At 66.9% G+C, this 13,669-nt stretch carries 14 protein-coding genes and 1 pseudogene; 7 read left to right on the top strand and 8 right to left on the bottom strand.

Annotated elements, in window-relative coordinates:
- Positions 1-11 precede the first annotated feature (11 nt).
- The 5 genes from rlmN to AWC14_RS05785 form a co-directional block, all read right to left on the bottom strand.
- Positions 12-1,100, bottom strand: coding sequence for a dual-specificity RNA methyltransferase RlmN (gene rlmN, locus AWC14_RS05765; RefSeq protein WP_045376921.1), 1,089 nt, complete (start codon positions 1,098-1,100; stop codon positions 12-14).
- Positions 1,097-1,990 (bottom strand): phosphatidate cytidylyltransferase, encoded by an 894-nt coding sequence (locus AWC14_RS05770; RefSeq protein ID WP_235215865.1) that lies wholly within the window; start codon positions 1,988-1,990, stop codon positions 1,097-1,099. Before AWC14_RS05770 ends, rlmN begins: the two co-directional genes overlap by 4 nt.
- A 22-nt stretch (positions 1,991-2,012) precedes the next feature.
- Positions 2,013-2,570 (bottom strand): ribosome recycling factor, encoded by a 558-nt coding sequence (gene frr, locus AWC14_RS05775; protein WP_045376915.1) that lies wholly within the window; start codon positions 2,568-2,570, stop codon positions 2,013-2,015.
- Positions 2,571-2,586: 16 nt separating this feature from the next.
- Entirely contained in the window at positions 2,587-3,378 is a 792-nt protein-coding gene (gene pyrH / locus AWC14_RS05780; protein WP_081968080.1) for a UMP kinase, read from the bottom strand.
- A 115-nt stretch (positions 3,379-3,493) separates the two neighbouring features.
- A complete protein-coding gene (locus AWC14_RS05785; protein ID WP_045376971.1) occupies positions 3,494-4,981 on the bottom strand; it encodes an FAD-dependent oxidoreductase in 1,488 nt (495 codons plus the stop codon).
- A gap of 186 nt (positions 4,982-5,167) precedes the next feature.
- Between AWC14_RS05785 and mbp1 the strand changes: the two genes are divergently transcribed.
- Both mbp1 and AWC14_RS05795 read left to right on the top strand, forming a co-directional pair.
- On the top strand, positions 5,168-5,410 hold the full coding sequence (mbp1, locus tag AWC14_RS05790; RefSeq protein ID WP_045376912.1) for a microaggregate-binding protein 1: 243 nt from the start codon (positions 5,168-5,170) through the stop codon (positions 5,408-5,410).
- Between the two features lie 135 nt (positions 5,411-5,545).
- Positions 5,546-6,259 carry a winged helix-turn-helix domain-containing protein gene (locus AWC14_RS05795; protein ID WP_045376908.1) on the top strand — a complete coding sequence of 238 codons (714 nt, stop codon included), beginning with the start codon at positions 5,546-5,548 and terminating at the stop codon, positions 6,257-6,259.
- A 4-nt stretch (positions 6,260-6,263) separates the two neighbouring features.
- Here the strand turns inward: AWC14_RS05795 and AWC14_RS05800 are convergent, their stop codons facing one another.
- Together AWC14_RS05800 and AWC14_RS05805 are read right to left on the bottom strand one after the other, a co-directional pair.
- Complete coding sequence (locus AWC14_RS05800; protein WP_045376905.1) at positions 6,264-7,199, bottom strand: lysophospholipid acyltransferase family protein; 936 nt, start codon at positions 7,197-7,199, stop codon at positions 6,264-6,266.
- Positions 7,200-7,298: 99 nt separating this feature from the next.
- Positions 7,299-7,796 (bottom strand): MPT63 family protein, encoded by a 498-nt coding sequence (locus tag AWC14_RS05805; RefSeq protein WP_045376902.1) that lies wholly within the window; start codon positions 7,794-7,796, stop codon positions 7,299-7,301.
- Positions 7,797-8,154: 358 nt separating this feature from the next.
- Between AWC14_RS05805 and AWC14_RS05810 the strand changes: the two are divergent.
- From AWC14_RS05810 to AWC14_RS05820, 3 genes and pseudogenes are all read left to right on the top strand, one after another.
- Positions 8,155-8,355 (top strand): annotated as a pseudogene (locus tag AWC14_RS05810) (hypothetical protein); the annotation flags it as partial.
- 123 nt (positions 8,356-8,478) lie between these two features.
- Entirely contained in the window at positions 8,479-9,639 is a 1,161-nt protein-coding gene (locus AWC14_RS05815; RefSeq protein ID WP_045376896.1) for a glycoside hydrolase 5 family protein, read from the top strand.
- Between the two features lie 585 nt (positions 9,640-10,224).
- Positions 10,225-10,641 (top strand): anti-sigma factor antagonist, encoded by a 417-nt coding sequence (locus tag AWC14_RS05820; protein ID WP_081968078.1) that lies wholly within the window; start codon positions 10,225-10,227, stop codon positions 10,639-10,641.
- 31 nt (positions 10,642-10,672) lie between these two features.
- Here the strand turns inward: AWC14_RS05820 and AWC14_RS05825 are convergent, their stop codons facing one another.
- Positions 10,673-11,617, bottom strand: coding sequence for an esterase family protein (locus tag AWC14_RS05825; protein WP_045376893.1), 945 nt, complete (start codon positions 11,615-11,617; stop codon positions 10,673-10,675).
- A gap of 281 nt (positions 11,618-11,898) precedes the next feature.
- Here AWC14_RS05825 and AWC14_RS05830 point away from each other — a divergent pair, with 281 nt between their 5' ends.
- Entirely contained in the window at positions 11,899-12,648 is a 750-nt protein-coding gene (locus AWC14_RS05830) for a cutinase family protein (protein ID WP_045376965.1), read from the top strand.
- Between the two features lie 196 nt (positions 12,649-12,844).
- Positions 12,845-13,480, top strand: coding sequence for a phosphate signaling complex PhoU family protein (locus AWC14_RS05835; RefSeq protein WP_045376890.1), 636 nt, complete (start codon positions 12,845-12,847; stop codon positions 13,478-13,480).
- The last annotated feature ends 189 nt before the right edge of the window (positions 13,481-13,669 follow it).

Below are 13,669 nucleotides of genomic sequence, written 5' to 3' on the forward strand. Positions count from 1 at the left end.
AATACGCCGAATCACGTCACGTGTTCAGCGGACAGCTGGCCGCACGCGGCGGCGATCTCCCGGCCACGGGTGTCACGAACCGTGCAGGACACGCCCTCGGCCCGCACGCGCCGGACGAACTCGCGCTGCGCGGGTTTCGGGCTGGCGTCCCAGTCGCTGCCCGGTGTGGGGTTGAGCGGGATGACGTTCACGTGAGCCAGCGGTCCCAGCGCGCGATGCAAGAGCGCGCCCAGCAGCTCGGCTCGCCACGGCTGGTCGTTGACGTCGCGGATCAGCGCGTATTCGATCGACACCCGCCGGCCGGTGACGTCGGCGTAGTAGCGGGCGGCGTCCAGCGCTTCGGCGACCTTCCACCGGTTGTTGACCGGCACCAGCGTGTCGCGCAGCTCGTCGTCGGGGGCGTGCAGCGACAGCGCAAGCGTCACCCCCAGTCGCTCGTCGGCGAGCTTGCGGATGGCCGGGGCCAGGCCGACCGTGGACACCGTCACCGCCCTCGCGGAGATGCCGAATCCGGACGTGATGCCCCGCACCGCGGCGACGACCCGCGTGTAGTTGGCCAGCGGCTCACCCATGCCCATGAACACCACGTTCGACAACCGGTCGCCGAACTCGTCGCGCAACTCCACGGCCGCGGCCCGCACTTGCTCGAGGATCTCCGCGGTGGACAGGTTGCGGGTCAGCCCGCCCTGTCCCGTCGCGCAGAACGGGCACGCCATCCCGCAGCCGGCCTGCGAGGAGATGCACACCGTATTGCGCTGCGGGTAACGCATCAGCACCGACTCGAAGGTGGTGCCGGCAGGGTCGTCGACGGCCCGCCACAACATCTTGCGGGTCTGGCCGGCATCGCAGGTGATCTCGCTGGCCGGAGCAAGAAGCGTCGGGAACAACGCCTCGGCGACCCGCTCGCGCACCGCGGCGGGCAGATCGGTCATCTGCCGCGGGTCGGCGATCAGCCGGCCGTAGTACTGGTGGGCGAGCTGTTTGGCGCGATACGCCGGCAGGCCCAGCTCGGCGACGGCGGCGGCGCGGCCCGCCTCGTCGAGGTCGGCGAAATGCCGCGGCGGCAGGGCCCGCCGGGGCGCGTCGAACACCAGCTTCATGGCACCAGGGTCAACACGACCCAGGCGGCCACCGCCGACGGCAGAAAGCCGTCGAACCGGTCCATCACCCCGCCGTGCCCGGGCAGCAGGCTGCCCATGTCCTTGATGCCCAGGTCACGCTTGACCTGCGATTCCACCAGGTCGCCAAGGGTGGCGGTGGCGACCAGGATGAAACCCAGCAGGACGCCGATCCACCACGGCTTGCCGCCCAGATACGTCACGGTCAGGGCGGTGGCAGTCACCCCGAACACCAGCGACCCGACCAGCCCTTCCCACGACTTCTTCGGGCTGATCGCCGGGACCATCGGGTGCTTGCCGAACAACACGCCCGCCGCGTACCCGCCCACGTCGGAGGCCACCACGCCGACCGCCAGCGCAAACGCGCGGCCGGGGCCGTCTTGCGGATAGACCAGCAGCGCCGCGAACGACGCGAACAACGGGACCCAGGCGGCCAGGAAAACCGTCGCCGACACGTCACGCAGGTAGTTGGCCGGAGAGGCGTCGGGCACCGGCGCCGCGCGACGACCGTGGGGGCTCAGCAGCCGCCAGATCATGCAGACCACGACGGTGGCGCCGAACCCGGCCAGCGCGCCGCGCGCCCCGAACGGCCAGGTGAGCCACAGCGTGGCCTGCCCGCCGACCACCAGCGGGATGACCGGAATCACGTACCCGGCGGCGCCCAGCCGCCGCACCACCTCGAGCGTGCCCAAAAAGACGCCGGCGGCCACGATGCCGACGAACGCATACCGCGCATACAGCAAGCTGGCGATGACGGCGCCGCCCAGTACCGCGCCGACGATGATGGCGACGGGCAGGTTCCGACCGGCCCGTGAGGTCTTCTGCGCCGACCCCTTCGCCGGGGTACCTGCGCCGGTATCAGTGCCTGCCACAGACATCGTTGCTGAGCGGCCGCTAGACCTCCAGCAGCTCGCCTTCTTTGTGTTTGACCAGCTCGTCGATCTGGGCGACGTACTGGTGGGTGGTTTTGTCCAGGTCCTTCTCTGCCCGGCCGACCTCGTCCTCACCGGCCTCACCGTCCTTGCGGATGCGGTGCAGCTCCTCCATCGCCTTGCGGCGGATGTTGCGCACCGAAACCCTGGCTTCCTCCCCCTTGTGCTTGGCCTGCTTGACCAGCTCGCGGCGACGCTCCTCGGTCAGCTGCGGCACGGCCACCCGGATCAGGGTTCCGTCGTTGGTGGGGTTGACGCCCAAGTCGGAGTTGCGGATCGCGGTCTCGATCGCATGCAGCTGGTTGGCCTCGTACGGCTTGATGACGACCAGCCGCGCTTCGGGGACGTTGATGCTGGCCAGCTGGGTGATCGGGGTGGCGGCGCCGTAGTAGTCGATGACGATCCGGGAGAACATTCCGGGGTTGGCCCGGCCGGTCCGGATGGTCGACAGGTCGTCGCGGGCCACCGACACGGCCTTTTCCATTTTCTCTTCGGCGTCGAAGAGAGTCTCCTCAATCATGTTTGCGCCGCTCCTCCTAGGTGGTGACCAGCGTCCCGATTTTCTCACCCGCCACCGCGCGGGCGATATTGCCGTCGGTCAGCAAGTTGAACACCAGGATCGGCATGCCATTGTCCATACACAGGCTGAACGCGGTGGCGTCGGCCACCCGCAGGCCGCGGTCGATCACTTCGCGGTGGCTGATCGCGGTGAGCAGCTCTGCTTCGGGGTTGGCCCGCGGGTCCTCGGCGAACACCCCGTCGACCGCCTTGGCCATCAATACCACCTCGGCGCCGATCTCCAGGGCGCGCTGCGCGGCGGTGGTGTCGGTGGAGAAGTACGGCAGTCCCATGCCGGCGCCGAAGATCACCACCCGGCCCTTCTCCAGATGCCGGCGGGCGCGCAACGGAATGTAGGGCTCGGCCACCTGACCCATCGTGATCGCGGTCTGGACCCGCGTGTCGATGCCCTCTTTTTGCAGAAAGTCTTGCAGCGCAAGGCTGTTCATAACGGTGCCGAGCATGCCCATGTAGTCCGAACGGGTGCGCTCCATCCCGCGCTGCTGCAGCTGCGCACCGCGGAAGAAGTTGCCGCCGCCGATGACGACGGCAACCTGAACGCCGTCGCGGACCACCTCGGCGATCTGGCGGGCCACCTGGGCCACCACGTCGGGGTCCAGCCCGACCTGCCCGCCGCCGAACATTTCGCCGCCGAGCTTGAGCAGCACTCGCGAGTATTTGGGCCGGCGTGGCGGTTCTGCGCCGGGATAGCCGTTGTCCGGTGGAAATGCCTCGACGCCGTTGGTGCTCGTCGGCTCCTGCTCCGTCATCAGACTCCTCGCATGCGAGAGCGCCTTGCGGCCACCCCCAGGACAGCACCTCCTATCCTGCCTCATGGCTGGTCGCGGCGTTCGAGGTGGAGCAGATTCGGCGGCGAAGAGCGCTTTACGACGACCGGGTCAGGCCCCGCGTCGCCGGTCCTTCCAGCAGCGTGCCGTCCGGCGCGAACCGCGAACCGTGCAGCGGGCATTCCCACGACTTGTCGGCGTCGTTCCAGTTGACGATGCCGCCCAAATGCGGGCACACCGGCGAAACACGGTGCGCCACACCGTCAACCGTGCACTGCGCTTCCATATGCCACGGCGGCCCCTTGACCACGCCGCCGTCGGTCGAGGAATCGCGGCCCAATCGCGTCACCGGCGCCACCCATCCCTTGGCCATGTGCACTGCGACCTCGAGATTCGCGCGCACCGCCGTGGTGATGCCGGCGATTTCGTGCGGGCTCCACGCCGCGAACGCCTTGGACCAGTCCATCCGCCCGCCCAGGATCCGGCCGCTGAGCACAAGCGCCGCCGCAACCCCGGCGGCCAGCCCCCACTTGTTGAAACCCGTTGCGATGAACACCTTTTCGTCGCCGGGCAAGATCGTCCCGACGTAGGGCAGATGGTCGACGGGCGTGTAGTCCTGCGCAGACCATTGGTAGGTCTGGGTGGCGCCGGGATAGTGCTCGCGCGCCCACGACGCCAACTCCTCCAGCTCGGCGGTGGGGCTCTTGCGGCCCACCACGTGGCTGGCGCCGGCGACGACGAGCCGCTCGCCGTCCCCGGCCGGCGCGTATCGCACCGACCGGGTCGGCGAACCGGCCGAGATGAACATCGGCCGGGTGATGGCGCCGGGAACCTCGAACGCCATGCAGTAGGACCTGTTGGGCTTCAGCCGCGCGAAGTATCCACCGCGGTCCAAAATCGGCATGCCGGTGGCGAGCACGCACTGCGCCGCGTCGACGTCAACCTCTGCGTCCCCGCTCCGCGCGGTCAGTCGCACGCGGCCGTTGCGGTGCGAGAGCCCCTGCACCCGCACACCCTCGACGAGTCGACCGCCGCGCTGAGTGAGCTCACCAATCAGGCTGTCCAGCAAGGGCATTGGGTCAAGCTGCGCCTGGTCGGCCAGCCGCACGCCGCCATGGTAGGGGAACGGCACGTCGGCGTCGTCGTCCCATTCCGCGTCGAGTCCCGCCAACCGGCAGGCAGCCAGTTCCGCACGCGCCGTCTCCACCTCGCCCGCCGACTGCGCATAGGTGTAGGCGTCCTCCCGTTGAACCGCAACACCGTTCGCCTCGCAGTAGTGCAGGAGCCAATCCTGGCCCTCCCGATTGCCCCGCACGTAGTCCCGCGCGATATCGGCGCCATGGTGGGACACGATCTGCGAGAGCATGGTGCCCTGCAGCAGGCTGATCTTGCCGGTGGTGTTGCCGGTGGTCACCGCGCCGGGGCTGCGCGCCTCTAACACCAGCACGTCCTTACCGGCCCGGGCCAGCAGCACAGCGGTCGTCAGCCCCGTGATGCCGGCGCCCACGACCACCACGTCGGCGGACGGTTGTGCCAGATTGGTTTCGGCGTTGTCCCGACTACGCCCGGCCAGCCACAGCGACATTTCCATCGCCTCCACATACCCGGCCCGGCGTGGGCGAAACAACCGGAGGTTTGAGCCCGCGGCGCGGTGGGAATCCGCCGAAACGCGGCGGGAAGAGCGCGAAGATGACGAAGTCTTTGCGCCGCGCCGATAACCGGTCGAGACCTGGGCCGGTCCACGAGCAAGACAGCCAATGAGGAGGAATCCATGGCGGAGGACAACAAGAGCGGACCCGCGGAAGGCGTGAAGGGCGTCGTCGAGGACGTCAAAGGCAAGGCCAAGGAAGCCGCAGGCAACGTGCTCGGCCAAGACGAGATGGCCCGCGAGGGTAAGGCCCAGCAGGACAAGGCCGAAGCCCAACGCGACGCGGCCAAGAAGGAAGCCGAAGCCGACGCCGCGCGCGGCAGCGCCGCCGCCTCGGAGAAGCGCGAGCAGTCTCACCAGCAGTAGCTGGATACAAGGACGGGCCCGGTCTGCAGTGACGGACCGGGCCTGTCGCACGTCTGGATAACCGGATCAAATTTCCGGCGTATCGGAATAATGCAGGGTGGATCGGGGTAACCTGATGTTTGCCCTACAGGGGAGATACGGGTGGATGTCCTGCTGCTTACTGATCAGGCCGATTTCGCATCGGTGTTGCCGACGCTGGAGTTGTTCGCGGAGAAGCTGCGTCAGGCTCCGCTGAGCGACAGTACCGCGGGCCAACACGAGCGCGCCGACATCGCCATCATCGATGCGCGGGCCAACCTGCCCGCGGCGCGCAAGGCCTGCCAGCGGCTGACGGCCACCGCGCCCGCCGTCGCGGTGGTGGCCGTTGTGGACGCCGCCGACTTCGTCGCGGTCGACCTCGACTGGCATTTCGACGACGTGCTGTTGGCCAACGCCAGCGCGGCGGAGTTGTATGCGCGGTTGCGGTTGGCGGTCGCGCGGCGGCGCAGCTCGCTGGAAGGCATCTGGGAGTTCGGCGACCTGGTGCTGCACCCGGCCAGCTACACCACATTGTTGGCGGGCCGCCATCTCGACCTGACGCTCACCGAGTTCAAATTGCTCAATTACCTTGTGCAGCATGCCGGTCAGGCGTTCACCCGCACCCGGCTGATGCACGAAGTGTGGGGTTACGACTGCGACCACCGGGCCCGCACGGTCGACGTCCATGTGCAACGCCTGCGCGCCAAACTCGGGCCCGAGCACGAGTCGATCATCGACACTGTCCGCGGCGTCGGCTACATGGCCGTGACCCCGCCGCAACCACGCTGGATCGTCAGCGAGCGAGCCGTCAGCCCGGTACGGGCGTCGTAGTCAGTCACCCGAACAGCGGCAACGCCCGCTTGCGGGTCAAGGCGTCCATTCCGCGCTGAATGCTGTCCTGCACCTCGTGGTACTTGGCGTCGACGTACTCGTCGTCGTCGGCGCGGGCGGGGTCGTGGTCCAACTCGACGGGCGGCATGAACCGGGTGCGGATCTTGGCCGGCAGCGGAAACTGCGGCAGCGCCGCGGGCGCGATGCCCCACGGCAGCGAGACCGCCAGCGGAAACACCTTGAGCCGCAACAACTTGTCCAGTCGCAGGGCATGGGAGAGCCTGTCGCCGCGGATCAGCACCGGCATGGCGTCGGCGCCGCCTACCGTGGCGATCGGGACGATCGGCACGCCGGCGCGAATTGCCATCTTGACAAAGCCTTTTCGGCCGGCGAGGTTGGCGCGGTCCCGCTCGGCCCACGGGCGCAGCGAATCCACCTCGCCGCCCGGCCACAACGCGACGTCACGCCCTTCGGCCAGCGCGGTGGCAATGGCGTCCGGCGCTGCCGGCAGCACCCCCATCGACCGGAAGAACCGGCCGAAGCCCGGGATGGCCATCAGCGCATCGTGAGCGGTGCCGTGCAGCGTGCGCTCCGAGCCGAACCGCCGCCACCATTGCAGCCCGACGGTCCAGGCGTCCCACACGAACGGCGCACCGGAATGGATGCCCACCAGCAGTACCGGCGGCTCGCCGACGTTCTCCCAGCCGTCGATTTCCATCCGAAACCAGTAGTCCACCAACAGATTCCAGAAGAACTTTTGGCGGTGCAAGCTGGCCTCGTCCTGCCGGGAAAGGTCCCAGCGGCCGGCCCGGCGGGCCACCCAGCCGCTCAGGCCGCCCTGCTGTCCGCTGCGCCGGTCCTCCATCGCGGCACGCGCTTGGTCGGCCTGTTGCTGCGCCTGCCGACGCACACGGGCAGGTCTGTGGTCGGTGGTACTCATGGCGATTCGGATACCCGATCCGGCTGTCTGCAACGCCTTCGAATGGCCTATGCATGCAAGCTCCCCGCGTCAATGACGCGGGGAGGCCGCCGATAACCGTCAGGGATGGGTGGCGTTGGACGGTGTCGTCCAGATCAGGACGTCCTCTACCCCGTCGTTGTAGACCACGCCGTTCGGCGGCGGGCCGGTCACGTCGAAGTAGATCTTCCCGTTGGCCTGCTGGCCCTGGTTGAGCGGTGCCGGCGGGACGCCGTTCGGAACCGCCGTCGTGTCGATCACGCGGTAGGTGGTCCCGTCGGCCGCGCGGGCGTTGAAGTCCGAGATCAGCGGCGTGACGGTCCCACCGTCCGACCGCACCGTGACGTCGGCCTGGTAGAGCTTGCCCTGCGGAGTGTAGCCGGGAATCACCATGTTGCTCGGCTGCAAGTTGTTCACCGTGTAGTTGGTGACCATCGGGCCGTCGAACAGCGATTCGCTGGTTCCCAAAGATTGGATGGTGGGCGGCGCGGCCGACGCCATGCCTGCGCCGAAAACACCGGCAGCCGCGAGTGCAGCAGCCCCAATCCCCGTTTTCACAGTTGTCGAGGTGAACTTCACGCTAACTCCTCTCGTTCGCGTCGTTTGAGGATTCGTTCTCGAGGCGGCGGCCAGGCTCACTACAGTCGCCGCCCGCAATCGCCGCATACCCACCTGCACCGACCTCAAACACAATGCGGACGCCCGACGGCAAACACATCTTTTACCGCGGTGTAAGCGCATGCCTCGCGTGATTAGCCGTTTCTGGTGGCGGGTAGCGCCGGGGGGGTGAACAAAGCGGGCCGAGAGAATTGGCGACACCGGCTGATGACGATCGGCCACGACCCGTTGAAGGAGACCCGCTGAGCCGCCGGCCGACGAGGACCCGGATATCCCGAGCGCCGGTCCGCCGCCGCCGTAATACGCCACCGGCAAAGGACTTCTGGGCGATAGGGGAATTCGTGTCAACAGCGTGGCACCGGGCTCGATCTGGACGCCGCTGATCCCGTCGACGATGCCCGCGGAGAAAGTGAAGTCGTTCGGGGAGAACGTGCCGCTGGCCTCCGACGAGGCCAGCTATATCTCCGGCGCGCGGGTGGCGGTCACCGGCGGGGTGGCCGATTCTATAGGAGCCTTGTAAGCCGCCGTCGACCACCCAAACACGTTTGGGTGCAGTGCAATTGGTGTAGACTGGGCCTGTGCGCGGGTGGAGTGACTCCGCCGCTCCTTAAGAACACAACGTCAGCCCGCGGTTAGGCAGCTAGTGCATCGTCGGACGGTCCTGAAGCTGCCGGTGGTGCTTGTCGCAGGCGCAGCACTGGCCCAACTGCCGCGCGCCTACGCGGAGGAGCCGGGCCGCTGGCCCGCCGAGCGCGCACACCAGTGGTACCAAGCGCAAGGCTGGCTCGTCGGCGCGAACTACATCACCTCCAACGCGGTCAACCAACTCGAAATGTTCCAGGCCGAGACCTACGACGCGAGCCGCATCGACACCGAGTTGGGGTGGGCCCGGTTGCTCGGGTTCAACTGTGTGCGGGTGTTTCTGCACGATCTGTTGTGGGCCCAGGACCAGCGCGGCTTCCAACGACGTCTCGCCCAGTTCGTGGGGATCGCAGCACGCCACGGCATCAAACCGATGTTCGTGCTGTTCGACTCGTGCTGGGATCCCTTCCCCAAACCGGGCGAGCAGCCCGCACCGCGGCCCGGTGTGCACAACTCCCGCTGGGTTCAAAGCCCGGGAGCCGAGCACCTCGCTGACGGCGCATACCGTCGCGTCCTGCAGGACTATGTCACCGGGGTGTTGGCTCAATTCCGCAGCGACGATCGCGTTTTGGGCTGGGACCTGTGGAACGAACCCGACAACCCGTCTCGGGTGTATGGCCAGGTCGAGCGAAAAGACAAGCAGGAACTCGTCGCAGACCTGCTTCCCCAGGTGTTCCGGTGGGCACGTTCAGTCGATCCGGACCAACCGCTGACCAGTGGGGTATGGCGCGGCGTATGGGGAGATCCGGGGCGGCGCAGCGTGATTGTGGACACCCAACTCGCCAACTCGGACATCATCACGTTCCACAACTACGGCCAGCCCGCGGCGTTCGAGGCGCGGATTACTGAGCTGCTGTCGTTCGGGCGACCGATCCTGTGTACCGAGTACATGGCCCGGCCGCTGGGCAGCAGCATCGAGGCGATACTGCCAATTGCCAAGCGGTACAACGTTGCCGCGATCAACTGGGGCTTGGTGGCCGGCAAGACCCAAACCTACTTCCCTTGGGACTCATGGGATCACGCCTACACGGCGATGCCCGACGTGTGGTTTCACGACCTGCTCCAGCCGGACGGGCGGCCGTATCACGACTCGGAAATCACCGCGATTTCGCCCGTCGATCGGATGGAGATTCCGCCTGGCGCTCGGGAGCAAAGCCACTAACTGACAGTGCTCCGGTCTGCCGGGTGAAATTCGCAGAAAATCCGCGAAAGTTCGTTTGGTGCTGTTCAATTGAGGGTAGACGGCGAACATGGACGTAACTGCGCCCGGTCGTGGAGTGGCGCGCAGTTGGCTAACGCCCGGCCCGGAGCGTAACGCCCCGGGCTGACTGAGAGGCACGGCGATGGGAACGGCGTCTGCGACACATGGTGGCACTACTGGACTAAAGGAGCCGGCGACGGCGCCGGAATTACTCCGGCTGCTCCATGTCGACCATGAGCCGGTCGCCAAACAGTGGCCGGCAATCACCGAGTGGTTGTCGGACCACAAAGCGCCTATTTCGCTGAGGTGCAGTCTGCGCGCCAACGGTTACGGCTATCTACTGAGGAAGGCGCGCCAGGGCGCTCCCCCGATCGGCAGCATTACGGCACCCACCCACCATCCATAGCGCTGCCTTTTTTGCGGACAATTTCCACAAAGCTGGACATAGTGGCCCATCGGGGTTACTAATGAGTATCCCGCTGTCTTCAGAAACGTAGGGCCGGCATCCTTCGACGGCGCCCACGGCGCGCACGATAGGAGTGCGTTTTGAGCTCTGCAACAATCAAAGTTTCTCGCTCGCGGGCTGATTCGAGTCCGCGGTCCAACGAACTCGGCGCGCTGAGCGCCACCACTTCGCAACGCGGCCGCGCGGTGATCATCTCCGTCGCGGGTGAAGTAGACGCGAGCAACGAGCGTGACTGGAGATACCTGCTGGCCGAGATGGTCGCGATCGCCGCCGTGCCCGGTCGGGTCGTAGTCGACGTCCGCGACCTCGACTTCATGGGCTGCTGTGCCTACGCGGCGCTGGCCCGCGAGGCCGAACGGTGCCGGCGCCGCGGTGTCACCTTGTGCTTGGTCAGCCAGGACCCGATCGTCGCGCGGATTGTGGCGGCGTGTGGACTGCGCTGGCTGCTGCCGATTTATCCGACGACAGAGGCCGCGCTGGGCATCAAGGAGGAGTGAGCAGCAGCCCGGCGGCGCCTACCGCCGCGGGTCAGGCCGCTCCGGCGCCAGCGCCCAGGGTGCGCTGCATGTCCGGCTTCATCGCCGCCAGCTGGGCACCCCAATAGCCCCAACTGTGCACGCCGTTGCTGTCGATGTTGAACGTGGCGTTGTGGCCGCCGGCGGCGTTGTAGGCGTCCTGGAAAGCTACGTTGCTTTGCAGAATGATCTGCTCGATCACCTGGCCGGGCAAGCTACCCTGACCGATGGCTTCCGACGGTGTGCCGTTCCCGCTGTAGATCCACAGCCTGGTGTTGTTGCCCGCCAGTCGTCCGGCCTGCACCGTGGGATCGTTGCGCTGCCAGCCCGGGCCGCCCGTCGGCCCCCACATGTCCTCGGGGTTGAAGCCTCCCTCGTCGTTCATCGCGAGCTTGATCAGGCTGGGCCCGTTGCCGCTGGAGGGGTTCAACAGCGCCGACAGCGAGCCGGCGTAGGCGAATTGCCCGGGGTGGTACGCCGCCAGGATCAGCGCCGACGACCCGGACATGGACACCCCGACGACCGCGTTGCGGTTCGACCGGACTCCTTTGCCGGACAGGTAGCCGGGCAGCTCACTGGTCAAAAAGGTTTCCCATTTGTAGGTTTGGCCGTTGGCCGAGCCGTACCAATCGGAATAGAAGCTCGAGCGCCCGCCCACCGGTGCGACTACCGATATCCCGGAACCGGCGTAGTCGTTGAATGCGTTGGTTTCGATGTCCCAGCCGCTGCGGTCGTCCCGCGCCCGTAAGCCGTCGAGCAGGTAGACGGCCGGCGCTCCGCCGCTTTGGAATTCGACGGTGATGTTGTGACCCATGCTCGCCGAGGGCACCTGAAGAAATTCCGGCGCCGCCGCCCGCGCCGACGGCGCGCTCCCGACACCGGTGAGCCCCGGCAGCGTAGCGACCGCGACGCCGGCAACCACCAGTCGACGCATCCAGCGCTCAATGTTCCCGTTCATCCCCGCTCCTTCCATTCAGGGGGATTCCCTATTGGGGTCTCAGCCGCAACATCCCGCCACCCTTTTGTCCGCCGCTGAATTCAGCGACCCAGCGGTTCTGGGAGTACCCAGGGCGGCGCCGTTTCTACCGGCGGATGAATCGCAGCGACATGTCGCAGACGGATGTGACGGAGAAGCCCGCGCGGTGGCGCGTCAAACGGGGCCAGCCCGAGCGGGATTCCCTCAAGAAATTGCCAAAAATTTCCAGTTTGGGCGAGCGCTTGCAGGGGCACCTATGCGGCATGATCGCACATCACAACCTCATTCGTTACCTCGGTCCCGCGGCAATCGCCGCCGGCGGCCTCGGCGCTTCCGTCCTTGCCGGCCTTGCGGCCGCCCCGTCCGCTTCCGCCCAGCCATGCCCCGACGTGCAGGTGGTCTTCGCCCGCGGTACGGGCGAAGATCCTGGCGTGGGTCCCACCGGGCAGGCGTTCGTCGACGACCTGCACAACCGTGTCGGTCCAAGGTCATTCGACGTCTATCCGGTCAACTACCCGGCCAGTGACCAATGGGAGACCGGCCTCGACGGTATTCGCGACGAAGGCGCTCACGTCGTTTCCACGGCGCAGACCTGCCCTAACACCAAGATGGTGCTCGGCGGTTACTCCCAGGGCGCTGCCGTGACGGGCTTCGTCACCTCGGCCGCAGTGCCGGACGGCGTGGACCCGGCGACCGTGCCGAAACCCCTGGACCCCGCCATCGCCGACCACGTCGCGGCCGTTGTCCTGTTCGGAATGCCGAACGTCCGGGCGATGAACTTCCTCGGCGAGCCGCCGGTCGTCATCGGCCCGGCCTATCAGAACAAAACCATCAAGGTTTGCGCACCCGAGGACCCGATCTGCTCTGACGGGATGAACTTCGCCGCGCACGACGCCTACGCCGACGACGCGGCGATCATTGACCAGGGGGCGGCATTTGCCGCCAGTCGCCTTGGCGGGAATTCCATCGGGCTGGCGCCGGGCACCTCGACCGGAGGTGGGTTTGGCGAGTGAGTTGACGGCCAGTATCGGCCGACTCACTCACCATGGCGGTATGGCGCACCTCGCTCCGAGGGTGCGCCATACCTGTGCGGCTTAAGCCGCCACCACGAAAGTCCAATAACTGCAGGCTGTTTCGAGCCTCTGTCGCAGTTCGGTAACAAACCGCGGCGACGAGTTTAGTCCTTGTGCCCCTGGCTGATTCATAGGCATGCGCAGCCGATTTCAGTACGAGCTATCGGGGCTTACCGCACAGCTCGCTCAGATGTGTGTGTTGGCCGGGCAGGCGATGAACGACGCCGCACATGCCTTGCTAAAGGGCGATATTGGGTTGGCTGAGGGTGTCATCCGCAGGCACGACGACATTTCGGCGATGGGTTATAGCGCTGACGAAAAGGCGTTCCTCTTGTTGACGTCGCAAGCGCGGATTGCTGCCGACCTGCGCCCGGTCGTCAGTGCACTGCACGTCACGGCCGACGCGGAACGCATGTGCGAACTGGCAATGCGTGTTGCCGAGGTCGCGCGTCGCCCGGACCCGCGCCATTCGCTGCCCGGCCCGGTAGCCGACGTGGGCGCCTTGGCGGTGGCGCAGGCTCGTACCGCCCAGGAAGCGTTGCTTTCCGGCGAGCCGCGAACGCCCCGGCACGCTCTTCACGACCACGCCGTCATCAAGGAGTTGCATCGTCGACTACTGGCGGGGCTGATCGACATGGGCCGGACAGACGCCACCGACGTGGCCTTACTGGGCTGCTTATACGAGCACTTCTCCGACCACGCCGTCCGCATCGCCCGGCACGTGGTCTCCCGACACCCTGCGCACCACGAGCGACCGGCGCTGAGCGGCTAACCCGTCAAAAAAGCGTGCCGCAGTAGGGTGCACGTTCGGTACAGAAGGCGGATACGAAGGCGAACAGCACCGCGGCCACGGCGCCACCTTTGACGCGGCCTGCCACGGCGCATCCGATCAGCAGCGGCCCCAACACCGCAACCACCGCGGCCCAGGTGTGCAGCGAGAGCTAGTTACCCCTTTTTCGCG

The sequence above is a fragment of the Mycobacterium kyorinense genome, from assembly GCF_002101735.1.
GTDB classification, from domain to species: Bacteria; Actinomycetota; Actinomycetes; order Mycobacteriales; family Mycobacteriaceae; genus Mycobacterium; species Mycobacterium kyorinense.

Excerpts from the sequence above, each read along its gene's own strand:
- rlmN (WP_045376921.1), bottom strand. The coding sequence starts at position 1,100 with ATGAAGCTGGTGTTCGACGCGCCCCGGCGGGCCCTGCCGCCGCGGCAT.
- frr (WP_045376915.1), bottom strand. The coding sequence starts at position 2,570 with ATGATTGAGGAGACTCTCTTCGACGCCGAAGAGAAAATGGAAAAGGCC.
- pyrH (WP_081968080.1), bottom strand. The coding sequence starts at position 3,378 with ATGACGGAGCAGGAGCCGACGAGCACCAACGGCGTCGAGGCATTTCCA.
- AWC14_RS05785 (WP_045376971.1), bottom strand. The coding sequence starts at position 4,981 with ATGTCGCTGTGGCTGGCCGGGCGTAGTCGGGACAACGCCGAAACCAAT.
- mbp1 (WP_045376912.1), top strand. The coding sequence starts at position 5,168 with ATGGCGGAGGACAACAAGAGCGGACCCGCGGAAGGCGTGAAGGGCGTC.
- AWC14_RS05800 (WP_045376905.1), bottom strand. The coding sequence starts at position 7,199 with ATGAGTACCACCGACCACAGACCTGCCCGTGTGCGTCGGCAGGCGCAG.
- AWC14_RS05825 (WP_045376893.1), bottom strand. The coding sequence starts at position 11,617 with ATGAACGGGAACATTGAGCGCTGGATGCGTCGACTGGTGGTTGCCGGC.
- AWC14_RS05830 (WP_045376965.1), top strand. The coding sequence starts at position 11,899 with ATGATCGCACATCACAACCTCATTCGTTACCTCGGTCCCGCGGCAATC.
- AWC14_RS05835 (WP_045376890.1), top strand. The coding sequence starts at position 12,845 with ATGCGCAGCCGATTTCAGTACGAGCTATCGGGGCTTACCGCACAGCTC.